The 25,972-nt window shown below is 34.5% G+C and carries 37 protein-coding genes and 1 tRNA gene; 14 read left to right on the forward strand and 24 right to left on the reverse strand.

Annotation, left to right across the window (positions count from 1 at the left end; all coding sequences use genetic code 11):
- Positions 1 to 1,180: 1,180 nt before the first annotated feature.
- Together ACW9XH_RS06545 and ACW9XH_RS06550 are read left to right on the forward strand one after the other, a co-directional pair.
- Positions 1,181 to 1,396, forward strand: a complete 216-nt coding sequence (locus tag ACW9XH_RS06545; protein WP_457759834.1) for a hypothetical protein — start codon at positions 1,181 to 1,183, stop codon at positions 1,394 to 1,396.
- A gap of 30 nt (positions 1,397 to 1,426) precedes the next feature.
- The gene (locus tag ACW9XH_RS06550) at positions 1,427 to 2,254 is read left to right on the forward strand and encodes a hypothetical protein (RefSeq protein ID WP_457759835.1); all 828 of its coding nucleotides are present in this window, start codon (positions 1,427 to 1,429) and stop codon (positions 2,252 to 2,254) included.
- On the opposite strand, the gene ACW9XH_RS06555 is transcribed toward ACW9XH_RS06550, so the two are convergent.
- The 3 genes from ACW9XH_RS06555 to ACW9XH_RS06565 are packed head-to-tail and all read right to left on the reverse strand — an operon-like array spanning position 2,247 to position 4,628.
- Positions 2,247 to 2,555, reverse strand: coding sequence for a hypothetical protein (locus ACW9XH_RS06555; protein ID WP_457759836.1), 309 nt, complete (start codon positions 2,553 to 2,555; stop codon positions 2,247 to 2,249). The genes ACW9XH_RS06550 and ACW9XH_RS06555 overlap by 8 nt on opposite strands.
- Positions 2,552 to 3,661, reverse strand: a complete 1,110-nt coding sequence (locus tag ACW9XH_RS06560; protein ID WP_457759837.1) for a thiolase family protein — start codon at positions 3,659 to 3,661, stop codon at positions 2,552 to 2,554. The genes ACW9XH_RS06555 and ACW9XH_RS06560 overlap by 4 nt, the downstream gene beginning before the upstream one ends.
- Position 3,662: 1 nt before the next feature.
- A complete protein-coding gene (locus ACW9XH_RS06565; RefSeq protein WP_457759838.1) occupies positions 3,663 to 4,628 on the reverse strand; it encodes an LLM class flavin-dependent oxidoreductase in 966 nt (321 codons plus the stop codon).
- A 101-nt stretch (positions 4,629 to 4,729) separates the two neighbouring features.
- Between ACW9XH_RS06565 and ACW9XH_RS06570 the strand changes: the two genes are divergently transcribed.
- The gene (locus ACW9XH_RS06570) at positions 4,730 to 4,876 is read left to right on the forward strand and encodes a hypothetical protein (protein WP_457759839.1); all 147 of its coding nucleotides are present in this window, start codon (positions 4,730 to 4,732) and stop codon (positions 4,874 to 4,876) included.
- A gap of 11 nt (positions 4,877 to 4,887) precedes the next feature.
- Here ACW9XH_RS06570 and ACW9XH_RS06575 read toward each other — a convergent pair whose 3' ends face one another.
- The 4 genes from ACW9XH_RS06575 to ACW9XH_RS06590 all read right to left on the reverse strand — a co-directional run bounded on the left by ACW9XH_RS06575 (position 4,888) and on the right by ACW9XH_RS06590 (position 7,509).
- Positions 4,888 to 5,556: a nucleotidyltransferase family protein gene (locus ACW9XH_RS06575; RefSeq protein WP_457759840.1), complete on the reverse strand. Its 669-nt coding sequence runs from the start codon at positions 5,554 to 5,556 to the stop codon at positions 4,888 to 4,890.
- Positions 5,557 to 5,805, reverse strand: a complete 249-nt coding sequence (locus ACW9XH_RS06580) for a hypothetical protein (RefSeq protein WP_457759841.1) — start codon at positions 5,803 to 5,805, stop codon at positions 5,557 to 5,559.
- A 138-nt stretch (positions 5,806 to 5,943) separates the two neighbouring features.
- Positions 5,944 to 6,333 (reverse strand): hypothetical protein, encoded by a 390-nt coding sequence (locus ACW9XH_RS06585; protein WP_457759842.1) that lies wholly within the window; start codon positions 6,331 to 6,333, stop codon positions 5,944 to 5,946.
- A 30-nt stretch (positions 6,334 to 6,363) separates the two neighbouring features.
- Positions 6,364 to 7,509, reverse strand: a complete 1,146-nt coding sequence (locus tag ACW9XH_RS06590; RefSeq protein WP_457759843.1) for a 5-(carboxyamino)imidazole ribonucleotide synthase — start codon at positions 7,507 to 7,509, stop codon at positions 6,364 to 6,366.
- Between the two features lie 108 nt (positions 7,510 to 7,617).
- Between ACW9XH_RS06590 and purE the strand changes: the two genes are divergently transcribed.
- Positions 7,618 to 8,193: a 5-(carboxyamino)imidazole ribonucleotide mutase gene (gene purE / locus ACW9XH_RS06595; RefSeq protein WP_457759844.1), complete on the forward strand. Its 576-nt coding sequence runs from the start codon at positions 7,618 to 7,620 to the stop codon at positions 8,191 to 8,193.
- Here the strand turns inward: purE and ilvA are convergent, their stop codons facing one another.
- Together ilvA and ACW9XH_RS06605 are read right to left on the reverse strand one after the other, a co-directional pair.
- Entirely contained in the window at positions 8,194 to 9,402 is a 1,209-nt protein-coding gene (ilvA, locus tag ACW9XH_RS06600; protein WP_457759845.1) for a threonine ammonia-lyase, read from the reverse strand.
- Between the two features lie 183 nt (positions 9,403 to 9,585).
- Positions 9,586 to 10,425 carry a hypothetical protein gene (locus tag ACW9XH_RS06605; protein WP_457759846.1) on the reverse strand — a complete coding sequence of 280 codons (840 nt, stop codon included), beginning with the start codon at positions 10,423 to 10,425 and terminating at the stop codon, positions 9,586 to 9,588.
- Positions 10,426 to 10,498: 73 nt separating this feature from the next.
- Here ACW9XH_RS06605 and ACW9XH_RS06610 point away from each other — a divergent pair, with 73 nt between their 5' ends.
- Positions 10,499 to 10,621 carry a hypothetical protein gene (locus ACW9XH_RS06610; protein WP_457759847.1) on the forward strand — a complete coding sequence of 41 codons (123 nt, stop codon included), beginning with the start codon at positions 10,499 to 10,501 and terminating at the stop codon, positions 10,619 to 10,621.
- An 11-nt stretch (positions 10,622 to 10,632) separates the two neighbouring features.
- Complete coding sequence (locus ACW9XH_RS06615; RefSeq protein WP_457759848.1) at positions 10,633 to 11,436, forward strand: adenylate/guanylate cyclase domain-containing protein; 804 nt, start codon at positions 10,633 to 10,635, stop codon at positions 11,434 to 11,436.
- A gap of 12 nt (positions 11,437 to 11,448) precedes the next feature.
- On the opposite strand, the gene ACW9XH_RS06620 is transcribed toward ACW9XH_RS06615, so the two are convergent.
- Positions 11,449 to 11,595 carry a hypothetical protein gene (locus ACW9XH_RS06620; RefSeq protein ID WP_457759849.1) on the reverse strand — a complete coding sequence of 49 codons (147 nt, stop codon included), beginning with the start codon at positions 11,593 to 11,595 and terminating at the stop codon, positions 11,449 to 11,451.
- A gap of 138 nt (positions 11,596 to 11,733) precedes the next feature.
- Here ACW9XH_RS06620 and ACW9XH_RS06625 point away from each other — a divergent pair, with 138 nt between their 5' ends.
- Positions 11,734 to 12,105, forward strand: coding sequence for a hypothetical protein (locus tag ACW9XH_RS06625; RefSeq protein ID WP_457759850.1), 372 nt, complete (start codon positions 11,734 to 11,736; stop codon positions 12,103 to 12,105).
- Positions 12,106 to 12,167: 62 nt separating this feature from the next.
- Entirely contained in the window at positions 12,168 to 12,554 is a 387-nt protein-coding gene (locus tag ACW9XH_RS06630; RefSeq protein ID WP_457759851.1) for a hypothetical protein, read from the forward strand.
- Here the strand turns inward: ACW9XH_RS06630 and ACW9XH_RS06635 are convergent.
- Genes ACW9XH_RS06635 through ACW9XH_RS06650 form a run of 4 tightly spaced genes read right to left on the reverse strand, consistent with a single transcriptional unit; the run spans position 12,551 to position 13,748 of the window.
- Positions 12,551 to 12,964 (reverse strand): VOC family protein, encoded by a 414-nt coding sequence (locus tag ACW9XH_RS06635; protein WP_457759852.1) that lies wholly within the window; start codon positions 12,962 to 12,964, stop codon positions 12,551 to 12,553. The genes ACW9XH_RS06630 and ACW9XH_RS06635 overlap by 4 nt on opposite strands.
- A 36-nt stretch (positions 12,965 to 13,000) precedes the next feature.
- Positions 13,001 to 13,219 carry an Lrp/AsnC ligand binding domain-containing protein gene (locus ACW9XH_RS06640; RefSeq protein WP_457759853.1) on the reverse strand — a complete coding sequence of 73 codons (219 nt, stop codon included), beginning with the start codon at positions 13,217 to 13,219 and terminating at the stop codon, positions 13,001 to 13,003.
- Positions 13,213 to 13,452 carry a hypothetical protein gene (locus ACW9XH_RS06645; RefSeq protein ID WP_457759854.1) on the reverse strand — a complete coding sequence of 80 codons (240 nt, stop codon included), beginning with the start codon at positions 13,450 to 13,452 and terminating at the stop codon, positions 13,213 to 13,215. Before ACW9XH_RS06645 ends, ACW9XH_RS06640 begins: the two co-directional genes overlap by 7 nt.
- Positions 13,453 to 13,487: 35 nt before the next feature.
- Positions 13,488 to 13,748: a hypothetical protein gene (locus ACW9XH_RS06650; RefSeq protein ID WP_457759855.1), complete on the reverse strand. Its 261-nt coding sequence runs from the start codon at positions 13,746 to 13,748 to the stop codon at positions 13,488 to 13,490.
- A 254-nt stretch (positions 13,749 to 14,002) separates the two neighbouring features.
- Between ACW9XH_RS06650 and ACW9XH_RS06655 the strand changes: the two genes are divergently transcribed.
- Positions 14,003 to 14,254, forward strand: coding sequence for a hypothetical protein (locus ACW9XH_RS06655; RefSeq protein WP_457759856.1), 252 nt, complete (start codon positions 14,003 to 14,005; stop codon positions 14,252 to 14,254).
- Between the two features lie 261 nt (positions 14,255 to 14,515).
- On the opposite strand, the gene ACW9XH_RS06660 is transcribed toward ACW9XH_RS06655, so the two are convergent.
- Positions 14,516 to 14,589 (reverse strand) — tRNA-Phe (locus ACW9XH_RS06660).
- 44 nt (positions 14,590 to 14,633) lie between these two features.
- Positions 14,634 to 15,170, reverse strand: coding sequence for a cob(I)yrinic acid a,c-diamide adenosyltransferase (locus ACW9XH_RS06665; protein ID WP_457759857.1), 537 nt, complete (start codon positions 15,168 to 15,170; stop codon positions 14,634 to 14,636).
- An 89-nt stretch (positions 15,171 to 15,259) separates the two neighbouring features.
- On the opposite strand from ACW9XH_RS06665, the gene ACW9XH_RS06670 reads away from it, so the two are divergent.
- Together ACW9XH_RS06670 and ACW9XH_RS06675 are read left to right on the forward strand one after the other, a co-directional pair.
- Positions 15,260 to 15,793, forward strand: a complete 534-nt coding sequence (locus ACW9XH_RS06670; protein WP_457759858.1) for an HD domain-containing protein — start codon at positions 15,260 to 15,262, stop codon at positions 15,791 to 15,793.
- 2 nt (positions 15,794 to 15,795) lie between these two features.
- Positions 15,796 to 16,020 (forward strand): hydrolase, encoded by a 225-nt coding sequence (locus ACW9XH_RS06675; RefSeq protein ID WP_457759859.1) that lies wholly within the window; start codon positions 15,796 to 15,798, stop codon positions 16,018 to 16,020.
- Between the two features lie 2 nt (positions 16,021 to 16,022).
- Here the strand turns inward: ACW9XH_RS06675 and ACW9XH_RS06680 are convergent, their stop codons facing one another.
- Positions 16,023 to 16,316 carry a hypothetical protein gene (locus ACW9XH_RS06680; protein ID WP_457759860.1) on the reverse strand — a complete coding sequence of 98 codons (294 nt, stop codon included), beginning with the start codon at positions 16,314 to 16,316 and terminating at the stop codon, positions 16,023 to 16,025.
- 73 nt (positions 16,317 to 16,389) lie between these two features.
- On the opposite strand from ACW9XH_RS06680, the gene ACW9XH_RS06685 reads away from it, so the two are divergent.
- Both ACW9XH_RS06685 and ACW9XH_RS06690 read left to right on the forward strand, forming a co-directional pair.
- Complete coding sequence (locus tag ACW9XH_RS06685) at positions 16,390 to 16,737, forward strand: hypothetical protein (RefSeq protein WP_457759861.1); 348 nt, start codon at positions 16,390 to 16,392, stop codon at positions 16,735 to 16,737.
- A 51-nt stretch (positions 16,738 to 16,788) separates the two neighbouring features.
- Positions 16,789 to 18,012 carry an ornithine cyclodeaminase, nickel-pincer nucleotide-dependent gene (locus tag ACW9XH_RS06690; protein WP_457759862.1) on the forward strand — a complete coding sequence of 408 codons (1,224 nt, stop codon included), beginning with the start codon at positions 16,789 to 16,791 and terminating at the stop codon, positions 18,010 to 18,012.
- Here the strand turns inward: ACW9XH_RS06690 and ACW9XH_RS06695 are convergent, their stop codons facing one another.
- The 7 genes from ACW9XH_RS06695 to ACW9XH_RS06725 all read right to left on the reverse strand — a co-directional run bounded on the left by ACW9XH_RS06695 (position 18,013) and on the right by ACW9XH_RS06725 (position 24,852).
- Positions 18,013 to 18,750: an RAD55 family ATPase gene (locus ACW9XH_RS06695; protein WP_457759863.1), complete on the reverse strand. Its 738-nt coding sequence runs from the start codon at positions 18,748 to 18,750 to the stop codon at positions 18,013 to 18,015.
- Between the two features lie 81 nt (positions 18,751 to 18,831).
- Positions 18,832 to 19,683 (reverse strand): TrmB family transcriptional regulator, encoded by an 852-nt coding sequence (locus ACW9XH_RS06700; RefSeq protein WP_457759864.1) that lies wholly within the window; start codon positions 19,681 to 19,683, stop codon positions 18,832 to 18,834.
- Positions 19,684 to 19,812: 129 nt separating this feature from the next.
- Entirely contained in the window at positions 19,813 to 20,475 is a 663-nt protein-coding gene (locus tag ACW9XH_RS06705; RefSeq protein ID WP_457759865.1) for a hypothetical protein, read from the reverse strand.
- Positions 20,472 to 21,008 (reverse strand): hypothetical protein, encoded by a 537-nt coding sequence (locus tag ACW9XH_RS06710; protein WP_457759866.1) that lies wholly within the window; start codon positions 21,006 to 21,008, stop codon positions 20,472 to 20,474. The genes ACW9XH_RS06705 and ACW9XH_RS06710 overlap by 4 nt, the downstream gene beginning before the upstream one ends.
- A 75-nt stretch (positions 21,009 to 21,083) precedes the next feature.
- Complete coding sequence (locus ACW9XH_RS06715; RefSeq protein WP_457759867.1) at positions 21,084 to 23,792, reverse strand: hypothetical protein; 2,709 nt, start codon at positions 23,790 to 23,792, stop codon at positions 21,084 to 21,086.
- Positions 23,789 to 24,295, reverse strand: a complete 507-nt coding sequence (locus ACW9XH_RS06720; RefSeq protein ID WP_457759868.1) for a hypothetical protein — start codon at positions 24,293 to 24,295, stop codon at positions 23,789 to 23,791. Before ACW9XH_RS06720 ends, ACW9XH_RS06715 begins: the two co-directional genes overlap by 4 nt.
- A 47-nt stretch (positions 24,296 to 24,342) precedes the next feature.
- Positions 24,343 to 24,852, reverse strand: a complete 510-nt coding sequence (locus tag ACW9XH_RS06725; RefSeq protein ID WP_457759869.1) for a hypothetical protein — start codon at positions 24,850 to 24,852, stop codon at positions 24,343 to 24,345.
- A gap of 97 nt (positions 24,853 to 24,949) precedes the next feature.
- Here ACW9XH_RS06725 and ACW9XH_RS06730 point away from each other — a divergent pair, with 97 nt between their 5' ends.
- Positions 24,950 to 25,966: an AAA family ATPase gene (locus tag ACW9XH_RS06730; protein WP_457759870.1), complete on the forward strand. Its 1,017-nt coding sequence runs from the start codon at positions 24,950 to 24,952 to the stop codon at positions 25,964 to 25,966.
- The last annotated feature ends 6 nt before the right edge of the window (positions 25,967 to 25,972 follow it).

A 25,972-nucleotide genomic window follows, 5' to 3' on the forward strand; every position in this document is an offset into this window, starting at 1 on the left:
TAGTCTCAGAGTATTTCACACTAGGCAAAGACACATGACAAAAAAGGAAAAGAACATGAAAATCATAATGATAAAGAAAAAGGCAAAGGTCGTGAAAAATATGATGATGATTAGATTCTAAGATTTATGTTCAATATGGGTTATTCTTCTAAACGTACCCATTCTTCAACTGGATTTTCTAATTGGCTCCATCTATTTTGAATTTTTTTGAATATGTTTATTTTATTTTTTAACTGAAGCATAAATTCATCATATAACATTTGTATTTAACCACGACGTAGAAATTATACGGAAAATCATGCATTTCAAAAACCCGTGTCAAAGGAGAGAATGACGTCTCGACGCACTTTTCTCTCACTTACACTAATCTAGTATAACGAAATTTGTATTTAAGATCGTATGCATTTCACAATAACCATCATTTTTAGGCTCAGATGATGCTAGATGCCTCCTTGATTTGCAATATGCTAGGATGTGATTCGGAGGCATTTACTCAGGCAATGCACTATTATTTTGAGAAGGGAATCCGACAACCATTTGCAGTGTATCGTGAGATTTTGTAACATCCATGCAAAGATGCTCACAGAAGATGATTGCACCACAAGAGTTCATGTGTTAAATTGAGATAGTTGTCAAGATAAAGGCCAAACACAAGAAAGAATAGATGTATGGACGATAGCCGTTATTAAAATAAAAAGAGAGAGGACTACTAATCCTCATAGTCTGATTCCGAGTCATAGTCATCATCATCGAAATCATTTTCGTCGTCTTTTGCATTGCCAGAATAGCTCATGACGAATGTGAGTTGTAATTCTAAAATATAAACAAGATGAACGATTTATACTAAATTCCAATACGCAAAAACTTCGATCTGTCAAATTGATTTATGACATTCAGGTATCTTTAATCACATTCTCATTATTCCATCATGTATCATATCGAAGATGTACAGAATGGCGTATACCTGCTATTCTGTTTAAGAGGACTAATCACCACTCAATTACTGATTGGTCAGGGTGAGTCAGTGAGGATACATTCCTTTTTTGAGAGAAATGATAAGAAATGATCAAAAATTACCTTATGAATAGTCGAGGTTGCCATACGATAACTCATCAAAATATTATGTAGGTGTCATAATCATCTTAACCTTTTAAAATCTTGAAAATAGATATTTTGTGTAATGGTTGAATCTGAGATAATAATAGAAAAACTCCTAGAACAAAGGAATCTGTATCTAAATACATTGAAGCATTTGGATTTTGAACTAGTGATGGATCCTTCTGAAAATGATATTAAAAATATAGAGAAATTACAAACAATTACAATAGATCAAATTAAAAAAATAGAACAAGAAATTGCTTTTTTGATATCTAAAAATTCTAAAAAAATACAATGAGTTTATCAAACCCAATCATTGTAAAAAATTATGTTGGATGAATTTGTAAAAAATTTGGTTGATCTAAAACAGAATTTTGCCAAAAGTTATCCAGGTAATGCACACATTCAAGAAGTAATCCCCTCGACAATTTCAGAAAAATTCCCATTATCTTTACAACATTTACAACAACTTCACGAATTTGCTCTCAAAAATCCCATCTATTTCAACAATTATCAAGAAGATGTTGAGGGAACAATGTGCACCGTCTATGAGGGGGATATTAACGAATATTGGTTAAACAGCATTAAACACGGTTCTAGTTGTCAGCCATTTTATCCAACGTGGATAATGTCTGCTTATGTTATGACCAGCATTGCTAAGAAATTGGGCTATTCTGAATTGGTAGATATTGGATCAGGCGATGGAAGAATTGCTTTTTGCGGAACTATCATGGGAAAAATATCCCACAGTATTGAAATTGACGATATACTGGTAGGATTACAAGAAACGATTTGTAAATCTACAAATCAGAATTTCAATCCAAAATGTGCTGATGCACTAGAGTTTAATTATTCTCAACTAAAGTTAGATAAACCTGTTTTTTTCATAGGAGGTTTGCCCCAAATGGGTGGAGATGTTTTGGCAACAAGCATCATAGAAAAAATCAACACAATTTCAAATCTTAAAGAAAACACATGTATTGTTTTTGCAGGTACTCATACAAAACGACAATTATCTGGAAATTTAGAAAACGGCGGATGGAGTTCTTTGATTGAAAAACATAATCTAAGAGTAATTGATACTGTATCTCTGCCAACAATTTGGACATTTGATCAAACTGTTGACACACCGTACATATTCACTGAATTCAAATAACTACAAAAAAATAATTTCCTTCTGAAATTCCACATTTGGATATTTTTACAGATTGCCCTACATTTGGAATTTCTAGAATGGTTGCAATTACCCTGAAAGTTTTTTCAAATTCAACTATGCAAAAATATTGCCCATTTTTGCTTGAAAATTCGATAATTTTACCCTCAAAATCCCCTTCTTTTAGAGAAACATTGCCAAAACAGTGATTGCAAAATTCTGCAGGGGGCCATACAATTTTTTTGCATTCATTGCATTCAGGGATGGCAAAAATTCCTTTATTTAATTTAGTTTCAAAACTCATGACTCTAAAACCAACACTGTGGAAGATGTTGCAGCTGCTGACATGTTGTGGATTAATCCCACATTGGCGTTATCTACTTGTCTTTTATTTGCATTTGATTGAAGTTGCTGTACGATTTCTATAGTTTGAGCAATCCCTGTTGCACCTAATGGATGTCCACAACCAATTAATCCTCCTCGAGGATTAACTTTGAAATTGTCAGTACCATGCAATTCTTTTACCATGTCCATCCCATGACCTTCATTTATGAAACCCAGTGATTCTAACGCCATGGGCTCACAAACAGAAAATGCATCATGTATTTCCATTACATCCACATTTTCAATATTTTTCTTTGACATCTTTAATGCTGTTTCACTAGCTTGTTTGGTAGATTCCATAGATGTGAATGAAATATTTTTTGTAAATCCGGCAGAAGTTGTCTTTTGCCCTACCCCTGTTAGCCATACGGGGTTTTCTGAGAATTCTTTTACTTTTTTTTCAGAACCCAAAAGGATTGATGCACTTCCAGTGCAAGGTCTTGAACAATTCAACAGCCTCAGATCATCTGTAAGTTTTTTTGAATTAATCACATCTTCAACTGCGTATGTTTTGTTAGATAATGCATTTGGATTCTCTTTGGCCTGTTTGTGATTTTTTACTGAAACTAGTGCTAGTTGCTCATCTGAAATATTAAATTCACGTTTATAGGATTTTGTGAAAATTGAAGCCCAAAAGATTGGATGTTTGTATTCTCCACGAGAGTTATCCCATTCCAATATGTTTCCAGGACTATCATATCTTTCAGCACCTGTTACCAGTACCAAATCTGCCAGACCAGATGCAATGTAAGCATATGCTGAAACTATGGAATTTGTGCCTGAATTACATAGATTTTCAATAGAATGTGCTATTTTTGGCTGAATTCCAACCATTTCAGATAACACCGGAGAGAGATATTTTGAATTGTTGTTTGTAGAGACCAAAACACCCCCAATATCTGCCCTGTTTATTTTTGAATTATTTTTAAATAATTCTTTTGCAGAATCTAGTAGGATTGATTCTATTTTTTTATCATCTTTTGTAAAAGGAGTTATTCCATATCCTACAATTCCAACTTTATTCATATCATTCATCCAAAAATGTTTTCTTAAATAACTCAAAGGAATCCATTGTACTTCCAATAGGATTAAATTGTAAAATGGGTTGATCAACTCCAATATCTGTAAAATTCTTTAACTGTTTTCTACATTCCTCTGAATCTCCAGATATTGCAAGGGCGTGCAGCATTGTATCTGAAACTAATTCATAATTAGATTTAAATCCTGATTTTTTAAACTCGTCATAAATTTCACCTGCTTCTTTTTGAAATCCATTATCTGATAAAAATTTACGATAAATGTCCCCTACAGAGACATAAAACGCAATAGTTTTTTTTGCACGTAAATTTGCTTCTTCAGAGTTTTCAGAAATACATGTAATTATCTGACATGTAACATCAATCTTTTTCTTTGATTGCATTTTTGATATGGTCTGCCTCATTTCATTTAATGGTCTAAGATAAAATATGACGCCATCTCCCACCTCCCATGCAAGATCAACCATTTTTTTATTGATTGCTGCAAGATAAATTGGAATTTTTGTTCTAGGTGGTTTAATTAGTAATGTAAAATTATTTAATTTAAATATTTGACCATCATAGTTTACTTGTTTTCCAGATAATACAATTCGAATTATCTCCACATATTCTCTCATTCTTTGTAATGGTTTTTCAAATGTGTTGCCATGAAATGATTCAACAATTGGCAAACTACTAGTTCCAAGTCCTAAAACCAACCTGCCACCAGATAACGTATCTACAGTTGCAGCACCCATTGCAATTGTAGAGGGACTTCTAGAATAGATGTTAATTATCGATGATCCTATTTTTTGTTTTTTTGTTTCGGATGAAACTGCTCCTAGCATTGAAAAATTCTCCATCCCCCAGGTTTCAGGCACCCATATTGTGTCCGTGTTTGTGTTTGAGATGATTTCTGAGCATTTTATCACCTCATCTATGGATAATAAAGAACCCAAACTACATGCAACACGCATGAAAGCAGTACATCTTTTGGATATTCTAGTGTATCTGTTTTAGCAATAGGTGAATTTTGATTGAGGCCGAGTATTATCAGAATAGATCAGAATTATAATTATTGAGTCAACAAGTATTCTCAGAAAAAACTGATGAAAAACAAAAATTTTGGGACAATGCAACAAAATATGCTTCAATTAGCAAAGATGAGCGCTTTGTAGAAGAAATAGCATATTGTATGGTCACTTTGCACAGAACCGGAGCATAGTATTCTATATTTTATTTTATTATTTTCTCTACTTCTAGGGAACACTCTTCCATATCTTTGAATGAATCTACAGAATACCATTTCACATTTCTAAATTTTACCATGTGTAGTTTTCCTTTTTTAGCATAATCTGGAAAAACTGTTTTTTCAATATCTCCCTTTACAGGCAAATCTAGTAGTATCTTTTTTTCTAAATGATAAATCCCTGCGTTCATCCATACATCTGAAATTTCTTTCTTTTCTTTGAATTTTATGATTCTATCGTCTTTTGTTTCTAAAATCCCGTATTTCGTTTTCAATTCTATTGATGCAATTGAATTTACTTTTTCAGACAATTTTTTCAAGTCTATGTTGGTTATCGTATCTCCATTTATCACAAAAAATGATTTATCTTTAATCATTTTACCTGCTTTTTTTATTGCACCACCAGTCCCCAAAGGGGTTTTTTCAATAGAGAATTTTATTTTAATCCCAATTTTTTTAGTATTAATGTAATCTTCAATCATCTCTTGTTTGTAACCTGTACAAATGATTACTTCGTCAATTCCAAATTTTTTAAGATATTTCAATTGCCATTCTATGATTGGGATATTTTTGATTGGTACTAGTGGTTTTGGAACATAATCTGTAATTGGCCTTAATCTTTTTCCCCTGCCTCCAGCTAAAATTATTGCTTTCATCTATTTACTAGCAGGTTTTTCTGGTTTTATGTTTTCAGATTTTACAATCTGTTCCATCTTTTTGGCAAATTCATTATAGATTTGTTCTAGTTCTTTTAATGGCATTTCAATTCCCAACATCTTCATATTTTTATTCCAAGATTCTATGTATTTTTCATCATCAAGACCTTTTCCCAAAGTTTCAGCAATAGAATGAATGCCCTCGGTTTTGCCTAGAGCATAAATTGCAATATCTTTGTCAGTTAACATGAATTTTCACTCTCTGTCAGATAGTAATGCAGTTCAGTGTAGCATTCCACACAATAATCTTCAAACTTTGTATGATCACAATCATATACTTTTTTGACATCATTTTCACATTTTGAACAAGTAGGCATTGCTAATCGTTTAAGATTTTTTAATTTTAAGTATGCCTAATCCGATCTGAACTAATCCTGCAACAATCAAGGGGATTGTTTCAGATAGTATGCTACGTCCAGATGCTTCTTCCATGGCATCTGCGTTTCCAATCACTACAGCACCACCTATTATGATCAATACGCCTGCAACAATTATCATGAGTCCAAGAGATTTTGAGGATTCTTTTCTTGAAATAAAATATGCAATAATTGGCAATATCAAAGCTGGAAGTCCCAACCCCATGCCTCTTATTTTATGATCAAATGGAATAAACCCGTCACCACTATCCGAACTATAACCCGCCACAACATCTATTCCATAAACTACCAATAATGCAATTGCAATACCAGTTATGATTAATGCTGGAGTTAAGGCCATGTGAAATTTCGATTTCATCAATTAATAAATCTAATCAGATGATTTTATCACTGTTTTTTGTTTTATTGTCTGTAGTTTTTCTAATAATTCATCAATAGATTCACCATTCATTCCAACAATGTTGATGTGTCCTAATTTTCGTAGAGGTTTTGATATTTTTTTACCGTACATTTTCAAAAACACTCCAGTATCTGAGATATCCAACGGCCCATATTCACCTGTAAACCCCTCACTTCCCAAAATATTATACATTATTGAATTGTGAATTAATTTAGTACTGCCCAAATCCAATCCTAAAATTGCTCTCAAGTGTTGTTCAAATTGAGATGTTTCGCTAGATTGCAATGTATGATGTCCTGAATTATGTACTCTTGGTGCTATTTCATTAATCACCACATCTCCATTTTGAGTTACAAACATCTCTATGCCAAAAATCCCTGCACCTTTTAGCATGCTCATTGTCTGTTCTGCTATTTGTTCTGCTTTTTTTGCAATTTCATCAGAAACTCTAGCGGGAGCAATTGTTTCTCGCAAAATATTTTCTTTATGAATATTTTCAACTAGTGGATATGTTTTGATTTGTCCCTTAGTATTCCTTGAAGCTATAACTGACACCTCCATACTAAAGGGCACAAATTTTTCTAAAAGCAGTGGCTGACCTTTAAAATAATCAAAAGCAGTTTGAATTTCATCTTCAGAATTAATTTTAAAATTTCCTCGCCCATCATATGCATCCCTACGAGCTTTCAACATTGCAGGAAATCCAAATTTTTCCAACCCTGTCTTGACATCATTAATATTTTTTATTTCTATAAATTCGGGAACTGGAATATTGTTTTTATTTAAAAAAGACTTTTGTAAAAATTTATCTTGAATTATTTTCAAAGTTTCAGGCGAAGGATTGATTTGAGCTTTATCTTCGACTGATTTTAAAACATCACTATCTCCAGATTCAATTTCGTAAGTGATAATATCTGATTTATTTGCCAATTCAATAATTGCATCTTTGTCTTTAAAATCAGCAACAATTTGAATTGCGCCAACTTGAGATGCAGGACAATTCTCTGTCGGATCCAATACAATAATTTCAGATATTTCATCTGGCATTTTTTTTGCAGCCTCCGCAATCATCATTCCTAGTTGACCTCCACCGATAATTCCAAGAACTTTTCCCATTACAAATTGTATATCTTTTGGATTAAAAATATCTAATGTTATTTAGAATGACAATTTCAAAATATTCGATAACAGAATTGTTAATTACCTCTAGTTTTTCCTATTATCATGGCATATTCCAAAAAACCTCTTGTAGGGATAATTATGGGATCAAGTTCAGACAGCAGGATTATGCAAGGCGCTGCAGAGATTTTAGATGAGTATAAAATTAAACACGAAGATCAAATCGTATCTGCACATAGAACACCTGCAAGACTAGCAGAATATGCAAAACATGCAGAAGATATGGGATTTAAAATCATTATTGCTGGTGCTGGCGGTGCAGCACATTTGCCTGGAATGATTGCATCACATACAACTATTCCAGTAATTGGAGTGCCAATACTAGTATACAATGATAAAAATCCAAAGAAATCAAACACTACAAAATTTTCAGCCTTTGGAGGATTAGACTCACTGCTATCTATTACTGAGATGCCATCAGGGTCTCCAGTAGTATCTGTTGGAATAAACAAAGCAGGGAATGCAGGAATTTATGCAATGAAAATGCTTGCAAATGAATTTCCAGATTTAAAAAAGAAATTAAAAGAACACAAATCAAATCAGCATAATTCAGTTATGAGGGAATCCAATCAATTGAAAAAAGAAGGTCTTTCAAAATTCGCCAAAAAGAAATTCAAATAGCTAAGTAAGTAACGTGAATTGGATATTTTTCTTTTTCAGTGCATTAATGAGTAATTCAGCTTGTTCTTTTCCTTGCGTTTCTAAACTCAAAGTTACCCCTGCAGAACCTGCACTAATTTCGGAACTTAGTCTGTCATGAACAACTTCAACTATATTGGCATTGGCCAAAGTTATCTCATCAACAATTTCTTTGAATGCTCCAGGTCTATCAGGAAGTAGGATGGATAATTTTAGTAACCTACCCATTGCGGCAAGACCCTTATCCACTATTTGTCCCAGCAGATACATATCCACATTACCTCCGGCCAAAACAGCTACGACTTTTTTACCCACTGCCGGTTTTTTAGATATCAGATAAGCCAAACTTGCAGCACCTGCAGGTTCTACTACAAACTTCATTCGTTCCATTAACAGAAACATTGCTTTTGTTATTTCTATATCGTCTACTAGGACTATTTCATCTATCAGTTCCTTGATGATTGCAAATGTTAATTGTCCTGGAATTCTTACGGATATGCCGTCTGCAATTGTTCTTTCACCTCCACTTGCAGTGATAGAGCCATGTTTAAGAGAATCATACATGGATGGAAATGATTTTGATTGAACACCAATAATTTTGATTTGCGGATTTTTTTCTTTAATGGCAATCAATATTCCAGATGCCAAGCCTCCACCACCTATTGGAACATAGATTTCATCAACGTCTGGCAGGTCATCCAATATCTCAAGCCCTATCACTCCTTGAGCTGCAATTATTTGTGGATCATCAAATGCATGAATCATAGTAGCTCCCGTATCATGAGATATTTCCTTAGCTTTACTTGAAGACTCATCATAATTGATGCCTTCCAGTACGACTTTGGCACCATATCCTCTAGTAGCTGCCACTTTGGCAGGGGATGCATTTTTTGGCATTACAATTGTACATGGTATTTTTTCTAAAGATGATGCAAATGCAACACCCTGTGCATGGTTACCTGCAGATGCTGCAACAACACCATGTTTTTTTTCTTCATCTGATAATGATTTTATTTTAAAATAAGCTCCCCGAATTTTAAACGAACCCGTCTTTTGTCTGAATTCTGCTTTTAGATAAACATCGGATCCTGTTAATTCGCTAAATACAGGCGAATGTATCAGAGGTGTTTTTTTTATCTCATTTCCTCGTAATGCATTTGCTGCCATGATTTCATCATATGTAGGATCCATTGGAAATCATGCTATTGATTAGGCGTATTTTACTTCTTCTACAGAAAAATCACACTTTTGGTCAAATTTTATGCCTGAAATTCAAGTAATCGATAAATACTAAAAAATTCTCATCAAAAGCATATCCCGGGACAGGATCTCCCCTTTGAGAGCACATCTCATTTTCCTGTCTCTTGGATCTTATTATGATAAAATAATTGAATGTAATTCAGATAATCGTTTTAAAATATTTTCTTTTACAGAATCAGATATCTTTCTAGGATCAAACACGCCTTCCCTATTTCCGTTTTTAATAAATTCTAAATCCAATGACAACAAACATCCTTCTTCTCCTGCAACCAATCTCGGGTCATCAATTAACACTGACGATGTTTGATAAGTTTCAAGTAAAAGAGAATCAAGTTCTGAAAACAACTTGTTCTTTTTTTCAGACAATTCTTGAAAATCCACTCCTGCATCTTTTTGAATTTCAGCAAATATTTTTTCGCTAAATTCATCATTTTCATAAAATACCTCAAATAGTTTCTGATGATCAAAATCTTTGTATCCCATTTCTTTTAATTTTTTTAAAACTGTTTGATCACTACTATCAGATAGTTGTTCCTGTTTGCTTTTAGTCAAATCCACAATTTCTGCCAATTCTTTCTGACAATCAATTACACGTTGAATCGGTTTATAATATAATAATACGTGGAATTGTAATGACAAGTGTCCAGATACCAAATAACTCCCTTCCTTAATCTCAAATTTTGTAAAAATTCGTCTAACGTCCTGATTGTTTGTAATTGACACGTCCTGAACGGACCATTCTTTGAGAGAATCATTAATTTTTTGAAAATAATCCGAAATTTTTTTGGGATCAAATGTTTTTTGGTCCGTTATGGTCGAATCCCCCATCATTACTTTGACATCAATCATTTTTGTAAAATCAATCATTTTTGAAAGATATGATTTTTGAACTAATTCGTTTTTTTCATTCAAATTCTGAATAAATTCATTAGATGATCGGGAACCTAATCTCACAGGGAATCTTTAATAATTGGACCCCTTAAACCTTCATCCTTAAATCTAAATAGATTGAACAGGCATTATAATCATGAGCAATTTTGAAATTACTTGTGAACATTGTAATGGGGGAATTATACAATATTACCATGATGGGTATAAAGGCAACAGGGGAAAATGCCCTAATTGTGGAGTAGATTTTCCACTAGAATAAGGATGATTTGAATGTCTGATGAAGATAACAAAATAAAACAAGATTCTGCCAACAATGATCAAACCAACAATGTTGTAGATATGTTACTTAGTAAAAATCCACAACAAACTTTGGATTCTGAAACTATGATTTTAGAAACACAAAAACGTGTTTGGGGGGCATTGAAAAAAGGCTATGAATATTCAGGATTGATAGATGAATCGGATCAATTTTTGAGAAAACATGTTTTTTCAAAATTGGATATGGTTGTGCTTTATGTAGATTTGGTGGGTTCAACTACCATGACATTAGAAATGCCTGAAGAAAAGATTGCAATAATTGTTAGTTCATTTTCCCAAGAGATGGCATCAGTGATTCGTCAACATCATGGATATGTTTTAAAATTTGTAGGGGATGCAGTAATTGGTTATTTTGTTGCAGAAGAGAATGCTCTGATGGTAGCAGATAATGCAGTGAACTGTGCAAAATCAATGATCTCAGTCATACAAAAAGGAATTAATCCAATTCTAAACCAATACGATTATCCTGATTTAATGGTGAAAATTGGAGTGGATTTTGGACAAAACATTGTTGTAAGGTATGGGGCAGATGTAAAAAATTCACATGTTGATTTGATGGGACCTGCTATGAATATTGCAGCTAAAATTCAAAACATGGCAAAACCTAATCAAATTTTAATTGGCAATGATGTATTCCAAAGACTACATCCTACTTCACAAAAAGATTTTGTTCAGATAGTTTGGAAGAAAGATGAATGGAAATATCGTTCTAGAATTACAGGTGAAATTTATAATGTGTTTGAATACAGAGGATGATTTGATTTTTAATTATATTGTAAATTTGTCTGGACATTCCACATGTTCATAATGATGTTCTGTGAATTTTTCCTGAACCACGTAGATTACAATTTTATGTAGATCTTTTTCTTCAATCTCTTTTTTACATCTCAGACATGCTTTTTTCAATTGTTCCATGCGTATCAAGCGATCCAAATTACGAATCTATAAGGATCTGCGATCAGCTCAAATTGAGCTAAAACGCCTGAGAGTTGAGTTAAGGGTATATCAAACGAGTAAAGCAAGCCACAAATATAGCAAATATTGATGATAATTATGATTGACATGGTGACAAACCACCTACGTGACCTTTATGGGTTAAATCCAAACATCCCACATGTTGCATTCCAATTTCCAAGATTGCCACCAGGATTATCCAATCCAATGTTCAAAAATCATGAAAATCCAATGAAGGAGCAATTTTTACGAAATGCTGAAAATATGGCTCAAAAACTCCAAGGTTTTCAACACATGTATCAACAACACGCTGCAGGTTTACTGACAATGAACTCCACTGTCATTCCACCTGGACATCCAGCATATACCAGACAAAATTCTATAGAAACACTTCAAACAGAAAACGATAAACTAATCAAAGAAAACTTGGAATTAAAGAAAAAATTAGATAAAGAAAAAAATTCAAAATAATTACTAGTTCTAAAAATTGCAATTATACAACATCCTTATTAATTTCAAAAATTACGTTAATCATGGTAAAAACTCCTGCAGATAAATGGAAAGACACAGTAGTAAAGTACAGAAAACAATGTCAAAATATTTTAAAAATTTCAGATAGTATCAGATATGCAGGAATTGTAAATGCATATGGCCGAACATTGACTGGGATGATTAAACCAGATCTCAAACCTCTTTTACAATCCGAAGATTTTAAGAATGAACTATTTGTAATATCTACTTTGATTTCGTTAAGAAGAGAATCAGTCAGCACGATTGGAAAACTCGAACATGTTGTTTTACAACATGAAAAAATAACAATTGTAATTCTGCAGAAAAATAATATCACATATTATATTTCGATAAATAAAAAAGAAAAAGACTTAGAAAAGATTATCTCTTTAATTAAAAAGACAATCTAAGCTGGTGTAAATCCTTGATATCCGCCTGTTTGTTCAGCTTTGTCTTCAAAACTTGGCTCAAATAATGAAATAAGATACTCGTCAGGATCTAAAATTACTGCATTTTTTCCTGCATCTCTTTCAACTATATCGCGATGAATTGTGACTCCTTTTGCCTTTAATTCCTCAACGGCGGACTTTACATCCCCAACAAGAAAACCGATAGTAATTCCATTTTCAATAGAACTGCCAATATGTTGTGCAGTTAATGATGCGGGATGTAAACTCAATAAAGCACCAGATGTACCCAAGTCAACCCAGGATCTTCTCTGATTTTTAATGGGAAGTCCAATGATTTCATGGTAAAATTGTAGGGATTTGTCAATATCACTTACAGCTAAAATGACATTGCCTACTTTTTTGATGTTCACAAAGATAATACAATAAAGTTCTTTAAATCAATTGCGTCATTGCACTTCAACCATGGTTTCAGTTCTATCGACTCCGCTTATTCTCTGAATTTGGTTTGCAACCTCTTTTATCTGAATTAGTTCTTTTACATCAATTATGGCAACGGCATCAAATTGACCACTTGTTGGAAATGAATATGAAACAGATGTAATTTTCTTTAACCTGGCGGCAATTAGTTTTTTAGGGGATTTCACCAAAATTATGGCCCTTACCATCCCATGTTGACCTCCACTTCAATCAAGGTTTCAGTTGTCACGATATCTTTGATTTTTTTAAAATCAATTACCATATTGTTAATTTCATCAATATTTCCTTGCAATAATACGCTGATATCTGCTCTTCCAGTTACTATCATAACCTGTTTTACAACCTTGCGTTTTTTCTTTAAGATTTCAACAACAGAGTCTACTTTGCCAGGTTTGACTGTAATCAAACATAGTGCATGCATGTATTCTATATGTTGCCCGAACGGATAAAGATTCCCTAGTCAGAGGATGCTTCTTGTGAACGGGATTCCTCAAGATAGGCTCGACGCTCTTCGTTAACTTTTTCTTGATCAATTACTATATCGTCATCAACTATTACAATTCCTGCATCTCCAGATGGCTCATCGATGTATTTTTTGCTCTTTACTTTGGATTTTCCATCTTTAGTGGATTTTGCTTTAGAGGGTGTTTTCTTTGAGGGTGTTTTCTTTGAGGGTGTTTTCTTCACCGTTTCCTTTTTAGCTTTTTTTTCAGCCATGAATGTCGAAAATCAAGAGATTGGGTGCCTTTTAAAGATTATGCAGAATCAATTTTAGAACAATTTGATCATAAGGTGTCGATCAAATAGGCCATCTGAGTTAACAATTAACGCATGATTCACTTTATCATCAATCAACCTCGATACACTCCATTGGGAGGTGAAGAAAAATAGCAACATTAGCAGATTACCAAATAGCAGGAAACAGCGCATCATTAGCAAAAATTGGAGAGCAATCATTTACAATCACATTTGTGGAAGATTCCAATTATACGCAGGGAGATGTGGTCACACAGGGGGTAAAAATCACCACTAAGGAGATGTTTGAAGTCGATGGGAACAAAATCAATAAATTCCACACTACGCGTGTAGCGATAGTTAATAGATTCAAAAATGAAAAACTTCGAGAAGATGTTAACAAAAATCAGATCCCGCTAGGTCCAGTTAAATGCGTCTCTGAAAAATCAGCGTCTGGAAAAAGTTTCTACAATTTAGTAGATGCATAAATTGTAAATATCATGAAAAGGTTTTCCACCTTCTCTTTATTTTTAAAGAAAAGGGAATAAAATGAAAACCAAATTGAATATGATGAATATCTACTTAACCGTATTGTAATTTTAAAAAATTACGAAAATAAACTACAGTCTTTTTTAAATTTATTGCATTATGATGATGATCAAGTCTCACAAAATGATGATTTAGTGTATTTTCACAACATAGTTCTATTAATGGATAAAATCGAATTGTATCCTTTCAAGGTAAAAGAGTGCCGAGGGCATGATTTGAACAAGCGACAGCCCGGTCTTCAGCCGAGTGCTCTTCCAGGCTGAGCTACCTCGGCACTTAGAAAAAATTGATTATGTTGAGGAATTAAAGTTTGTCTTTTCAGATCTTCCAAGGAATATCATCTATGTTTTTTCGTTTATTTAATAAACGACCCATTACAAAAAATAAATCAGATAATCGATTAAGATATTTTATACAATTAGAGTTAATTTCATCTTTTTCACTCAACAGAACAGTTTGAGATTCTGCACGTCTCACGACGGTTCTTACATAATGTAATTGTGCTGCAGATGGATCTCCTCCAGGCAGTATGAAATTAGTTAATTGTGGCAACTCTAACTCAAATTTGTCAATATGTTGTTCCAATTTTTCTATTATATCTAATGAAACTCTATTTTTAGTATCATTGAGATTGGGATTTGAAAGATCAGCTCCAACTAGAAACAAATCATTTTGAATTTGAGTTAAAATTATTCTTACATCGTCATCCAATGTATTTGCCAAAACTATGCCAAGAGATGCATTTGCCTCATCCACCGTGCCATATGAAACAATTCTCGGGTGGGATTTTCCAATCCTGTAATTTCCTTGCAAACTTGTATTTCCATCATCTCCAGTTTTGGTGTAAATCTTCATAATGTTTTATTTCGGATATTGCTATTATGTTATTCGAATTAAATCATATGAAAATTCATTAGGAGACAAGTCCAAACGCAATATACGTTATGATATTAGATTTTTTTAAAACTGCAGCCAATCTCAAAAAAATTCAAAGAAAGGGGTGGATGGATAAATTATCCATCAGCAATCCCGAATCTGTTGCAGATCATTCGTACTCTATGGCAATAATTGGTATGATCATATCTGATTTAGAAAATTATAATTTTGAAAAAATAATCAAAATGATATTGCTGCATGATTTGGCAGAATCAGAAATAGGCGATTATACCCCAGGACAAATACCAGTGGAGAAAAAGAATGAGTTGGAAAACAATGCATTTTTAAAAATTTTAGAAAATTTACCGGATTCAATAAAATTCCAATATCTCAATATTTGGAAGGAATATCAAGAAAATAATTCACAGGAATCTCAGATTGTTCATCAACTAGATAGATTGGAGATGGCATTGCAGGCAAAAATATATCAAACTGATGGCCATTCTAAAGAAAAATTAAAACCATTTTTTGAATCCGCAGAAAAAGAAATCACCAATCCAAAATTAAAAGAATTATTTAGAGACATCATTAACAATGATTAAAGATGTCAGAAACTGAAAAAGATGAATTAATTGATGCACAAAAACAAGTGATAGGAATTTTATTTGAGGTGATCAAAAGACTGCAAGCTAACAATGACCTAGATGAGGAATATTTTCAAATAATATCAAATGAAACAAAAAATGACATTCGTGTCAATCAAATAATGAGTGAAAGAACAGAAAATGCCAAGATTGTAGGCAGATTATTGGAGAAATTAGAAACCTAGTTTTAACAACCACAGTCATCATCAGAGACAATTCTAAGATGAGCGGTTTGTTGATGTTTATCTTGAACGTAATTTGCAAGATTAACTATTCTAATTCGAGATTCACGGGCGTTCCAATTACCTTCATTTTCAAACCAAAATTCTATTTCATCAAGATCATATCTTTCATTTTTTTCAACTAGTTCTTTGAAAATTAATTTAATTTCATCAATTTCAGATGATGATAATTTAGATTTATCCTCAACCATGGTTGTAATTTCATTTAGTTTAATGATTACATTGTTTGTAAGAGGCATATTTTTCTAATTGATAGATTCTATACAAATCTTTAGAAGCAAAATTGTTATAGCAATCATGACACTGTGAATCATGCAATATTTTCAGGCTTTAAAGTTAGGTCAGAAAAGAGTGGCGTCAGCAAGAGAATACCTCAATACTCTAACTAACGGTAAGGCCATGCCTGCATTGGCACTGGTAGATACCAAATCTAATATCTGGTCGCCAGTTGGAGAAGAAAATCTATATGCATTTGTAGATGAATCTGCAGGTTTTGTATTGACAGATAATAGTGGATATATTCTTGCATTAGTGGATAAAACAGGTTCATCTAAAACAATAGTTCAAGGTGTAACTAAACAGCAAAAAGAGATTCTGGAAAAAACATTTCAGGATGACAATATTCCGAAATTCGAAGGCAAAGTAATCTTACCTGTATAGGCTCAAGAAAAAAACGTAAGCTTTAGTTATGATATAATTTACCAATAGTTGATGAGTAAGTTTTCTCAAGAAATAGAGGTCGGAGGTCACCTGATAGATTCATCAATTTTGACCAAGATCTTTGACAAAATAATGGACTTGCAGGGTGAATTTCAAGTAGAAGAAATCGAGATAGGAAAAAAGAAAAAAGATCAATCATTTGCACGATTATTAATTACAGGCAAAAATCAAAAACATTTAGATGAAATTTTAGAAACAATATACAGATTAGGTGCAGTATCAAAAATACAGCAACAAATTACTTTGAAAAAATCTCCAAAAAACTATGTAATGCCAGATAATTTTTACAGTACCACTAATAATCACACTCAAGTTTTTCATAAGGGCAAGTGGGTCTCAGTGGAAAATATGATGATGGATAAATGCATAGTTGTAAAGGGGAACAGAGCATTTTGTGTTCCAGTAAGAGATGTGAAAAAAAATGATCAAATCATTGTAGGTGAAAAAGGAATTAAAATTACACCCCCAGAACGTCCAAGGGAAGGGGTAAATGTTTTTGAATTTATGGGAAGCTCAAGCTCTAGTGAGAGACCAACACAGCACATAGCAAAGCAAGTTGCCGATGACATTTACAGTACAAAAAAGAAAGGGGGAAAAATTGTAATTGTAGGAGGTCCTGCAATTGTTCATACTGGAGCAGATGATTCAGTAGCTGAATTAATCAGACTAGGATACATTGACGGGGTTTTGGCAGGAAATGCCCTAGCTGTGCATGATATCGAATATGCAACGTTAGGCACATCCCTAGGGATGAATGTCAAGAATGCTACATTGGCATACCACGGGCATAGAAATCATATGGATACTATCAATGCTGTTTTCAAAGCAGGATCAATTTCCAACATGGTAAAGAGTAAAAAACTCACCAAAGGGATAATGTACGAATGTGTAAAAAACAAAATCCCATTTGTTCTAGCTGGCTCCATTAGAGATGATGGACCATTACCTGATGTAATTACAGATGTTGCTCAAGCTCAAAGAGAATACAAAAAAGTTCTCAAAGATGCAAGCATGGTGATAATGATTTCAACTATGCTCCATTCAATTGCAACAGGAAATATGCTTCCAGCAAATGTCAAAGTAATTGTAGTGGATATCAGTCAGCCAACCGTAACTAAACTAATGGATAGAGGCACATGGCAAGCACTAGGAATAGTATCTGATGTGGGGGCATTTTTACCAATGGTTACACAGCAAATTAGAAAAAAGAAATAATCAAGGCATTAATCGCGGATGTAACAATTGCAATCCATCAGAATTTAGATCAATTGGATGAATTTGTTCACTGTGTTTTATTCCCCTCATTTTTGTGACTTGTATTGTTCTCTCCATAGTATCTTCAATTCTAGTATGACGTAGTTGAATGATGCCCGAAGTGACAAACCACTCTAATGGTATTTCATCATTCTCGGAATATTCTGATAGTATCAAACTTGTAACTCCAAAATTCTCCAAGGCCTGAACCATTCCCTGCAACCCCTGCCTCATGTAAAATTTGTCAGAATATTGCATGGCCAAGATAGTAACTGAATCTATAACTACTCTTTTTGCTTCAACTCGCTTTATACTGCTGAGAAGTAATTTTGTCAAATGCTCAAATGGCAGCTGTTCTCCGCGGTATAGGGAATCGTCTTTGCCAATTAATTCATCTTGGATTTTAAACGGTCTTGCATCAATCATGAGGATTTTATCCTGAGATATCAAATTGCCAAAATCCCATCCGTAGGCTTTGCAATCATTTTTTACCTCTTCAATATTTTGAGATAATGTTACATAGATTCCAGGTTCCTCAAAGTCACTTGCACCTGAATATAGAAACTGTAAACCAAATGTGGTCTTGCCACTTCCAGGAGGACCGGAAACGGTTATAGATCTACCAGGTTTCAGTCCACCAGATATCACTGAATCCAATCCTGGAATTCCCGTTTTTACTTTGGAATATGTAGAGTCCATATCTATAGAAAAACTAGAACAAATTTTCTATATAAACAGGAAGACGAGTTTTATTCTAACAAGTAATTTTTTATGAAATTATTACAGATGGATATTCTTGGAACTTGACCATAGAGATTCAAATAACAATTTCATTGAATATACCATTGATTTCGAATTTGTCCACATTGCAAATAATTCTTCAGTAGAATTTGCATTCTTTGTAAAGAATAACATCTCACCATTGTCTTTGAGGATGAAACACAAGTGATTTTCAATGTCATTGCTAAGTTTTTTGATATTCTTTCTTTCCAAATCATCAAAAATGTATGCAGTTTTTTCAGAGCATGCACTTAACAATCTGAATTGTTGTTTTGATTTTACAAAAGATTCCAAGAAATCTCCATGGTATAATTTTAGATAATCTTTTTCAGACCCTAAAATTAAAAATTCGTCATTATAACTATCAGTCATCTCAATAATCTTTGAATGAATTTGGTTTGAACCTTGAAGCATTTGGAATTTTTCCTCTACTTCATCATGTATTGAATCAAATGTAGGGATGTCTTCCCATAATTTAGATAATCCTTCTTCCATTTGTTCTAAAGACTTTACTCGTTCTTTTTCAGAATTCACCAGAATCCAAATTGCTTTATCTAACGGTAATGCAGTAAATTGAATAGGGTGCTGGAACGTTGCAGATACCACTCCTTTGTTTTGTAATGCAGACAACAAATGATACGTTTCAGTTCTAGGGAGTTTTAGAGCCTTGCATACTTCGGGAGCTGTTTTTGCACCATATTTTCCAAGATAAATGAACACCTTGCTTTGGTTTGATGTTAATCCGTATTGTAGTAATTCTGTTTGAACTTTTTCAACAGACAATTTGTACTCATACATCTGGGATTCTGGAGTAGAGTCAAATATCGAAGTTTGTGTTGTTTCTTTTGCCATGTTTTTTCAGGATCCTCCGTTAGAATTAACTAGGGTAAATTGTAGTATAGCTAAATTTGTTAGATCGGATTGATCGTTTTTGTCAGTATTTTGGCATTTGAGATTGGAATATTCAGGCATGATTAGCCATTAAACTCCAATTTTTATCGTGTTTTCTACTGGAATTGCCTTTCCTGTGTAGATCGATTTTAGTGTAAAATTTTCTCTAGTTCCGGCAGATTTTAAGAAGGATATCTCCAAAAGACCTTCTGCTCCCCTAAAGGCAATACATCCCATGTCTTCTTTTAGGCCTTTTTCTATGACAGTGTTTAGTGTAGATAGAGTTCTTTGAAAATTCTCTAATTTACTTTTTAACTCATCCACTGCCTTGAAATACAATTCCAACTCTCCTTTCAAACCAATTCCGTTGTAAACTAGAATTTCATTAAGATCATACCACTTGTCACTGATTCCTTTTTTTCCTTTTTTCTTTCTATCGACTAATTTTTTCAGTTCAGCAGACTTTTCTTTTAATCTCTTGTCATCTGATTTCTTGTCATCTGATTTCTTGTCATCTGATTTCTTGTCATCTGATTTCTTGTCATCTGATTTCTTGTCAGAGGATCCCACCTCAAATTTTGCTTTTAGTGCAAGAAAGTCAGGATCATCTGCAGATAATTTTTCATTAATCCTAATTTTCTCACCCAACATATTGGAATATTCTTGAATCTGATTTTTAGTATCTTCAATTTCTTTTTCCAAATTCACCTTTAGTGAATTGACAGAATTGAATCTCTCAATTAGTTGCTTCAAGATTCCTCATTAATAGGTACAATTGAGGGCAGATTTTCCTTTAGTTGAGACAACGTGCTGAGTTGTTTTGTAGCAGTGCGCAAGAAGGTGATTTTCTCAGTAAGATATGATTTCTGAGTCTTGATTAGTTCTAACAATTGCGGAGTGACATATTCTACAATTTGCGTAATTACTTCAGGAGGATAGTCTGTGAATTTCTTTGTTTCAGTCTTACCGTTTGCTAGCTTGATTATTAATTTTAAATTTGGAAGCATCGTTATTGCAGAATCAGCAGGAAGATTGAAAATTCCAGGATGAACGTTTGTTGAAAAGCCTAAAAATTGTGTAATTACTTGTAAAGCATTGTGCAAGTCATCAATGACATTTGTTTTTTGGTCTTCTAACTCGTAAATTTGGAGTGATTCCTCCATCAGGGTGTTTAGTTGTGTGAGGGTTTTTGCGTTGATATCATTAGGATCTACAGATACTTGTTCTGGAGCTGCCTGTACTTCTGGAGCTGATGCGGTACTATCAGTGGATTCTGCAGATTGCAATGACATTCAAATGCCAAAAGATCACATTAAAAGTTGTGTGTACCTTAATGTTACAGATCTAAAAGCAGGCTCAGATTAGGGATTGCCAGTTATGTGCACCAAACCCAGATTTACTGTTTTCTTGAAAGTCTCTCCTGCCTCATCATACCCTTGTAGATATAGTGCTGCGTCATAGTCACCATTTGGAACTTCACATTCAGGGGCACACCCTGAAATATTTGAATTTGCATCAGGAGGAGCCTGAATTGGCCAAAACTCAATTTCAGCATAATATTGATTTGGAATATACATGCTATCCCGTGCTGTAGAAATTACAGCCTCAGAGACTGACGGAGCAGTAGTTTTATTCACATATTGAGGAGTTGCACCATAAGATGTTGTACCATCCAATGATGTTAAAACCAATCTGGTACCAGGATATGTAAACCAAACTCCTTCAGGACCCTCATTGAATGCCCTATATGTTACCGGTTCACGGGAATCAAATGAAAGGAAAGTAGGCCATCTAGGATTAGGTTCTGGAGTTTGCAGGAATGTAGGTCCGTCAATCAAAGACCACCCAGTTCCAGCAGAATAAGTTGTATCATCAAACATTATGTTGATGGGTAGATTTTGTTCATCGAATCCATTCCAATCTAGAGTTACTTTTAGTCTCTCACCCTTTAGTAAATTAGCAACACTAGTAGAGTGTGCAGTCAAATTGGCAGTAAAGAAAACTATACTGCCACCATTTGCATCTCCGTGATATTTTTGATCAGTGCCATTATTTGTGTCAATATCAATCCAGGACCCCTGATCATCATGATTACCCAATACAACATCTTTGAAAGGCAGTTCAACTTTTGTTAATGGAATTATTTCATGTTCAACAGTAGTTCCACCAGTATTAGTTACCTCTACTTTATAGTGTAGTCGGGTAGCGTTATTTCCATAATTTGTATAATAAAGATCCTCCACCTCATCGGCACCTTCAGCTCCCGTAAACGGAATGCTGTTTACATTGTCATTAGTTCCGCCCCAATGCATTAAAGATGCAATGTCTCCATCAAAGTCAGCACCTTGATTATTTATTACATCGTATCCAATAGACCAATAATCAACATCAACATCATCTTCACCAGGATCACTTTTGGAATTACTGTCCATTAATACACCATCAATGTACAATTTACAACTCATGTGATCATCCCTTACACCAACTACATGATACCATGTATCATCATTGTATATTTTACCATCTCCTCCAGGGGTTTCACAATAAACACTGTATTGATCACCCTCATGCTTGTGCTCAGTCCACCAACCATATCTTATTTCTCCACCACTAGCAGTGTAAAACCCATAGGTTTCCGTGTGGTCATCATCACAGCAGTCTCCTGCTTCTACAAAGGCAACATCATCCTTGTAACCATCATTTTCAATTCTTACCCATACTGCAGTGGCATCTGGATAACCATCAATATCAGTTGCTGATCCACTTACAGACCACTCATCCCAAAAATAATCATTGTCAGCATCATCAAAATGATAATACCCATCACCATCAGGTCCTCCGGTAGCAAAAAATTCAGGGTGACCTCCTTCAGAATTAAATCCATTATTTCCAAGATCATCGTTACTACTTGCAATTTCATTATCAGCCGTATCTCCACACTCAAAACAATCCATCATGAATGCCAAATCAGGTTCAGGGAAACCTAGTGGAACCATGCTAGAATAATAGGTCATAGATACATTATATCCCCCAATTGGAACGATTGTATCGGCAGTCATTGCAGCTGAAAGAAATGACACAGTGTTTCCATTAGGAGATATTGTTTCTCCATCAGCATTTGGAGATGAACCATCCATAGAATATTCACCATTTGGAGTTAATGTTGTGTCTTCATGAAAATACAAAACATCAGTCAAGTCTGAATCAGATTCAGTGAGTCCCAAAGATGTCAGTGCAGAACCGGCATCAGTTGCTAATGGAACTGTTTTAATCCCGACACTAGCTAATGCTTCATTCCCTTTATTTGCATTTGCCAAAGTCACATTAAATAGTTGTAGATCCCCATCGGTGTCACCAGTAATTTGAACTTCATATGTAAAAATAGCAACTTCACCAGGACCTAATGATTCATAGGATGCAGGGGTAGGACCACTGCCTATCATATCATATGTAAGTCCAGCAGATGATTCACCAAGAGTTTGTTTGGTATCATTCATCACCGGTGTTAAATTATACAAGTAATTTCCATTGGACATATTATTTACGACAGTATAGATAAGTGTAGAAGTAAAGGTACTGGGAATAATCGTAGGAGATGCAGTCAGACTCATATACACATTTTCATCAGCCAAAGAATTGACATGGAAGGAATTTACCTCCCCTCTAGAAGATATAACTTTCATGTTGTAACCCTTTGTTGAATCCATTGGAACGTCTATCAGACTGGCAAGATCAATTGTATTGCCTGGCGCAATCTCAGCATCTATAGTATATTTTTGAACGACATCATTTACTCCCTGCTCATCAATCCACAACGTGGTGATTTTTACTGGTATTTCGCCAGTGTTTTTAATCACCCCGTCAAGCTTGTTGGCACCAGTAACATCAATTGAGGATATTTCAAATGCTTCTGATTGTTTGGCGTTCTGTCTTGATTCCTCAGCAATCAATGATTCAGAAAAATTCCCCATCACATCAAGACTGTATGTCACATAGGATAATGCGCCCATAACCACTGCAATCAAAAATACCGTTCCGACTACAGCACTAAGGCCTCTGTGAGTGCTCATGGCGCTATCGCCTGGGAAACAAACTGGTTTCCTCTACCAGTAAAAATTCGTATATCAAGCTCGTCTGCAGATTGCCAAGGATATGTAACATTAAAGGATAAAGAATTTCCAGTTACAATTCCGCCATCAGTGTAACTATATGGGATTGACGTATTGTTGGTTCCAGTGGAATTTGTAACCTGAATGGTCGTTACATTTAATCCCAAGATTCCAATATTTGCAACCGTAACATTTAGATGATTTGTACTCATCGACCCCGCAGGTAATGCAAACCAGATATTTTCATAAAGTAAATCCTCGTTTATCTTGTTCATCCTAGTATCATACACTTGATTCATCTCTTGCTTTTGCTCATTGATGCTTGTTTGAGACCATCCAAGCAACATAACACCCATTATGCTGACTGCAGATAAGATTATCCCGCTAGTTACAATGCTTGCCAATCCTCTATGTCTGCCAATAGTGAATCTAGAGGCAGGATGTTTTCTATTACGCAATGACAATTAAAGAGAAAATTACTGTATTATGACTAGTATGTAAGAAACTGAACTTACACTGTAGGCTGTGCAATGTCTGGATTTTCAGCAGGTTCTGCAGTTTCAGTTATTTCTGGAGAAGGTTCTACAGCGGGTTCTGATACCATCTCAGAGATATTTTCAATTACCGCCTCAGTGGATTCCTCTGCAGATTCAACTGGTGAGCTCCCCATCTCTCCAATTGTATGTGGGGGACATGAAACATTCAGAGTTTTTGAGAGCAAAAAGAACGTTGGGAATAATTCATGATAAATCATGGTGAGAATTTTTGGAACATCATTTTCGTCTTTTTCTAAAATTTCATTTCTCTCTGCAGCATCCCCCTGAATTTTTGCAATTCCCTCAAGGGCCAATCTCACGTTTTTTGGATTAGACAGAGCAGTGAATCCGTACTTGAATACAGATTGATCATCGCTATTGTCTACCTCCTCGATATTTGCCTCGACATCGTATTTGTCCAGTTTTGTAATCTTAGGATCATTCTTACTCATTGCAATGGAGGTAAGCTCAATCTGTGCGTTCACTGTGAATAAATTTGCAGAAAATTCATTATTACAATGTGTATGTAACATCCACACACACATAACAGCATTAAGTATATTCAAGTGTCATAAAGTCATCGTGGAGCAGACAAACAGGCTAATTTCATCAACAGATAGAACAAGGATCAATTCAGATAAAGTGAATCTCTCAGTATCGATTTCAAAGATCAAAAAGAATACCCACGAATTATCAAAATTATATGATTTTAAAAAATACATGGACTCATCAGATATGAATTTCCCTGAAGAGATGGACGAGATGATTCCAAAAGACACTCCGCCATATCTGGATAACGGCGAGCATTATGTTGAGAGGATTGGAAGGGCTCTGAAATTCTTCAAGCAGTGCGCATTGATTGGTCCGAGTGGAACTGGAAAAACTCACATCGTGTACCTTGTTGCAGAACTGGCAGGACTTCCAATGTGGGAGATCAACTGTGGTTTGGCAACATCCGTTTTTGATCTGTTTGGAAGATATGTGGGATTGGGAAAAGAGAACTGGATTGATGGGCTAATTACTGGCTGGTGTAGAAAAGGAGGAATCCTATATCTGGATGAGGCAAACATGATGAAACAAGACGTTGCAACTAAACTCAACCCATTGCTTGACCAGAGAGGTCACATGGTATTGACTGAAAAAGACAGTGAGATTATTCATAGACATAAACACGCATACATGATAATCAGCATGAACCCAGTATCATCTGAATTCGCAGGTACAAAGCCAATCAACGCTGCCATGAGGAGAAGAATGAGTGTTTGGCTAAACTTTGACTACATGAGTGTCGGCGATAACATTGATGAAAAAGAGATCAACATGGTTGCAAAGAAGGGAGGAATCCCAATGGTTGATGCAGAATGCATTGTTAAAGTTGGAGCAAAGCTCAGACAAGAATACAAAATGGGCGATTTGCCATACGGTCCATCAGTTGGAGATTTGGTAAACTGGGCAAAGATTTGCTCTGATGGCATGTCAATAATGGATGGAGGCAATGAAACATTGATTCCGATGACAAGCGATGATCCTGAAGTTCAAGATGAGGTAAGACACATTGTCAAAAAGGTTCTTGAAAGTCATGCGGCATCAAAAAAATAAGAGGCA

Source organism: Candidatus Nitrosopumilus sp. bin_32a, assembly GCF_054095935.1.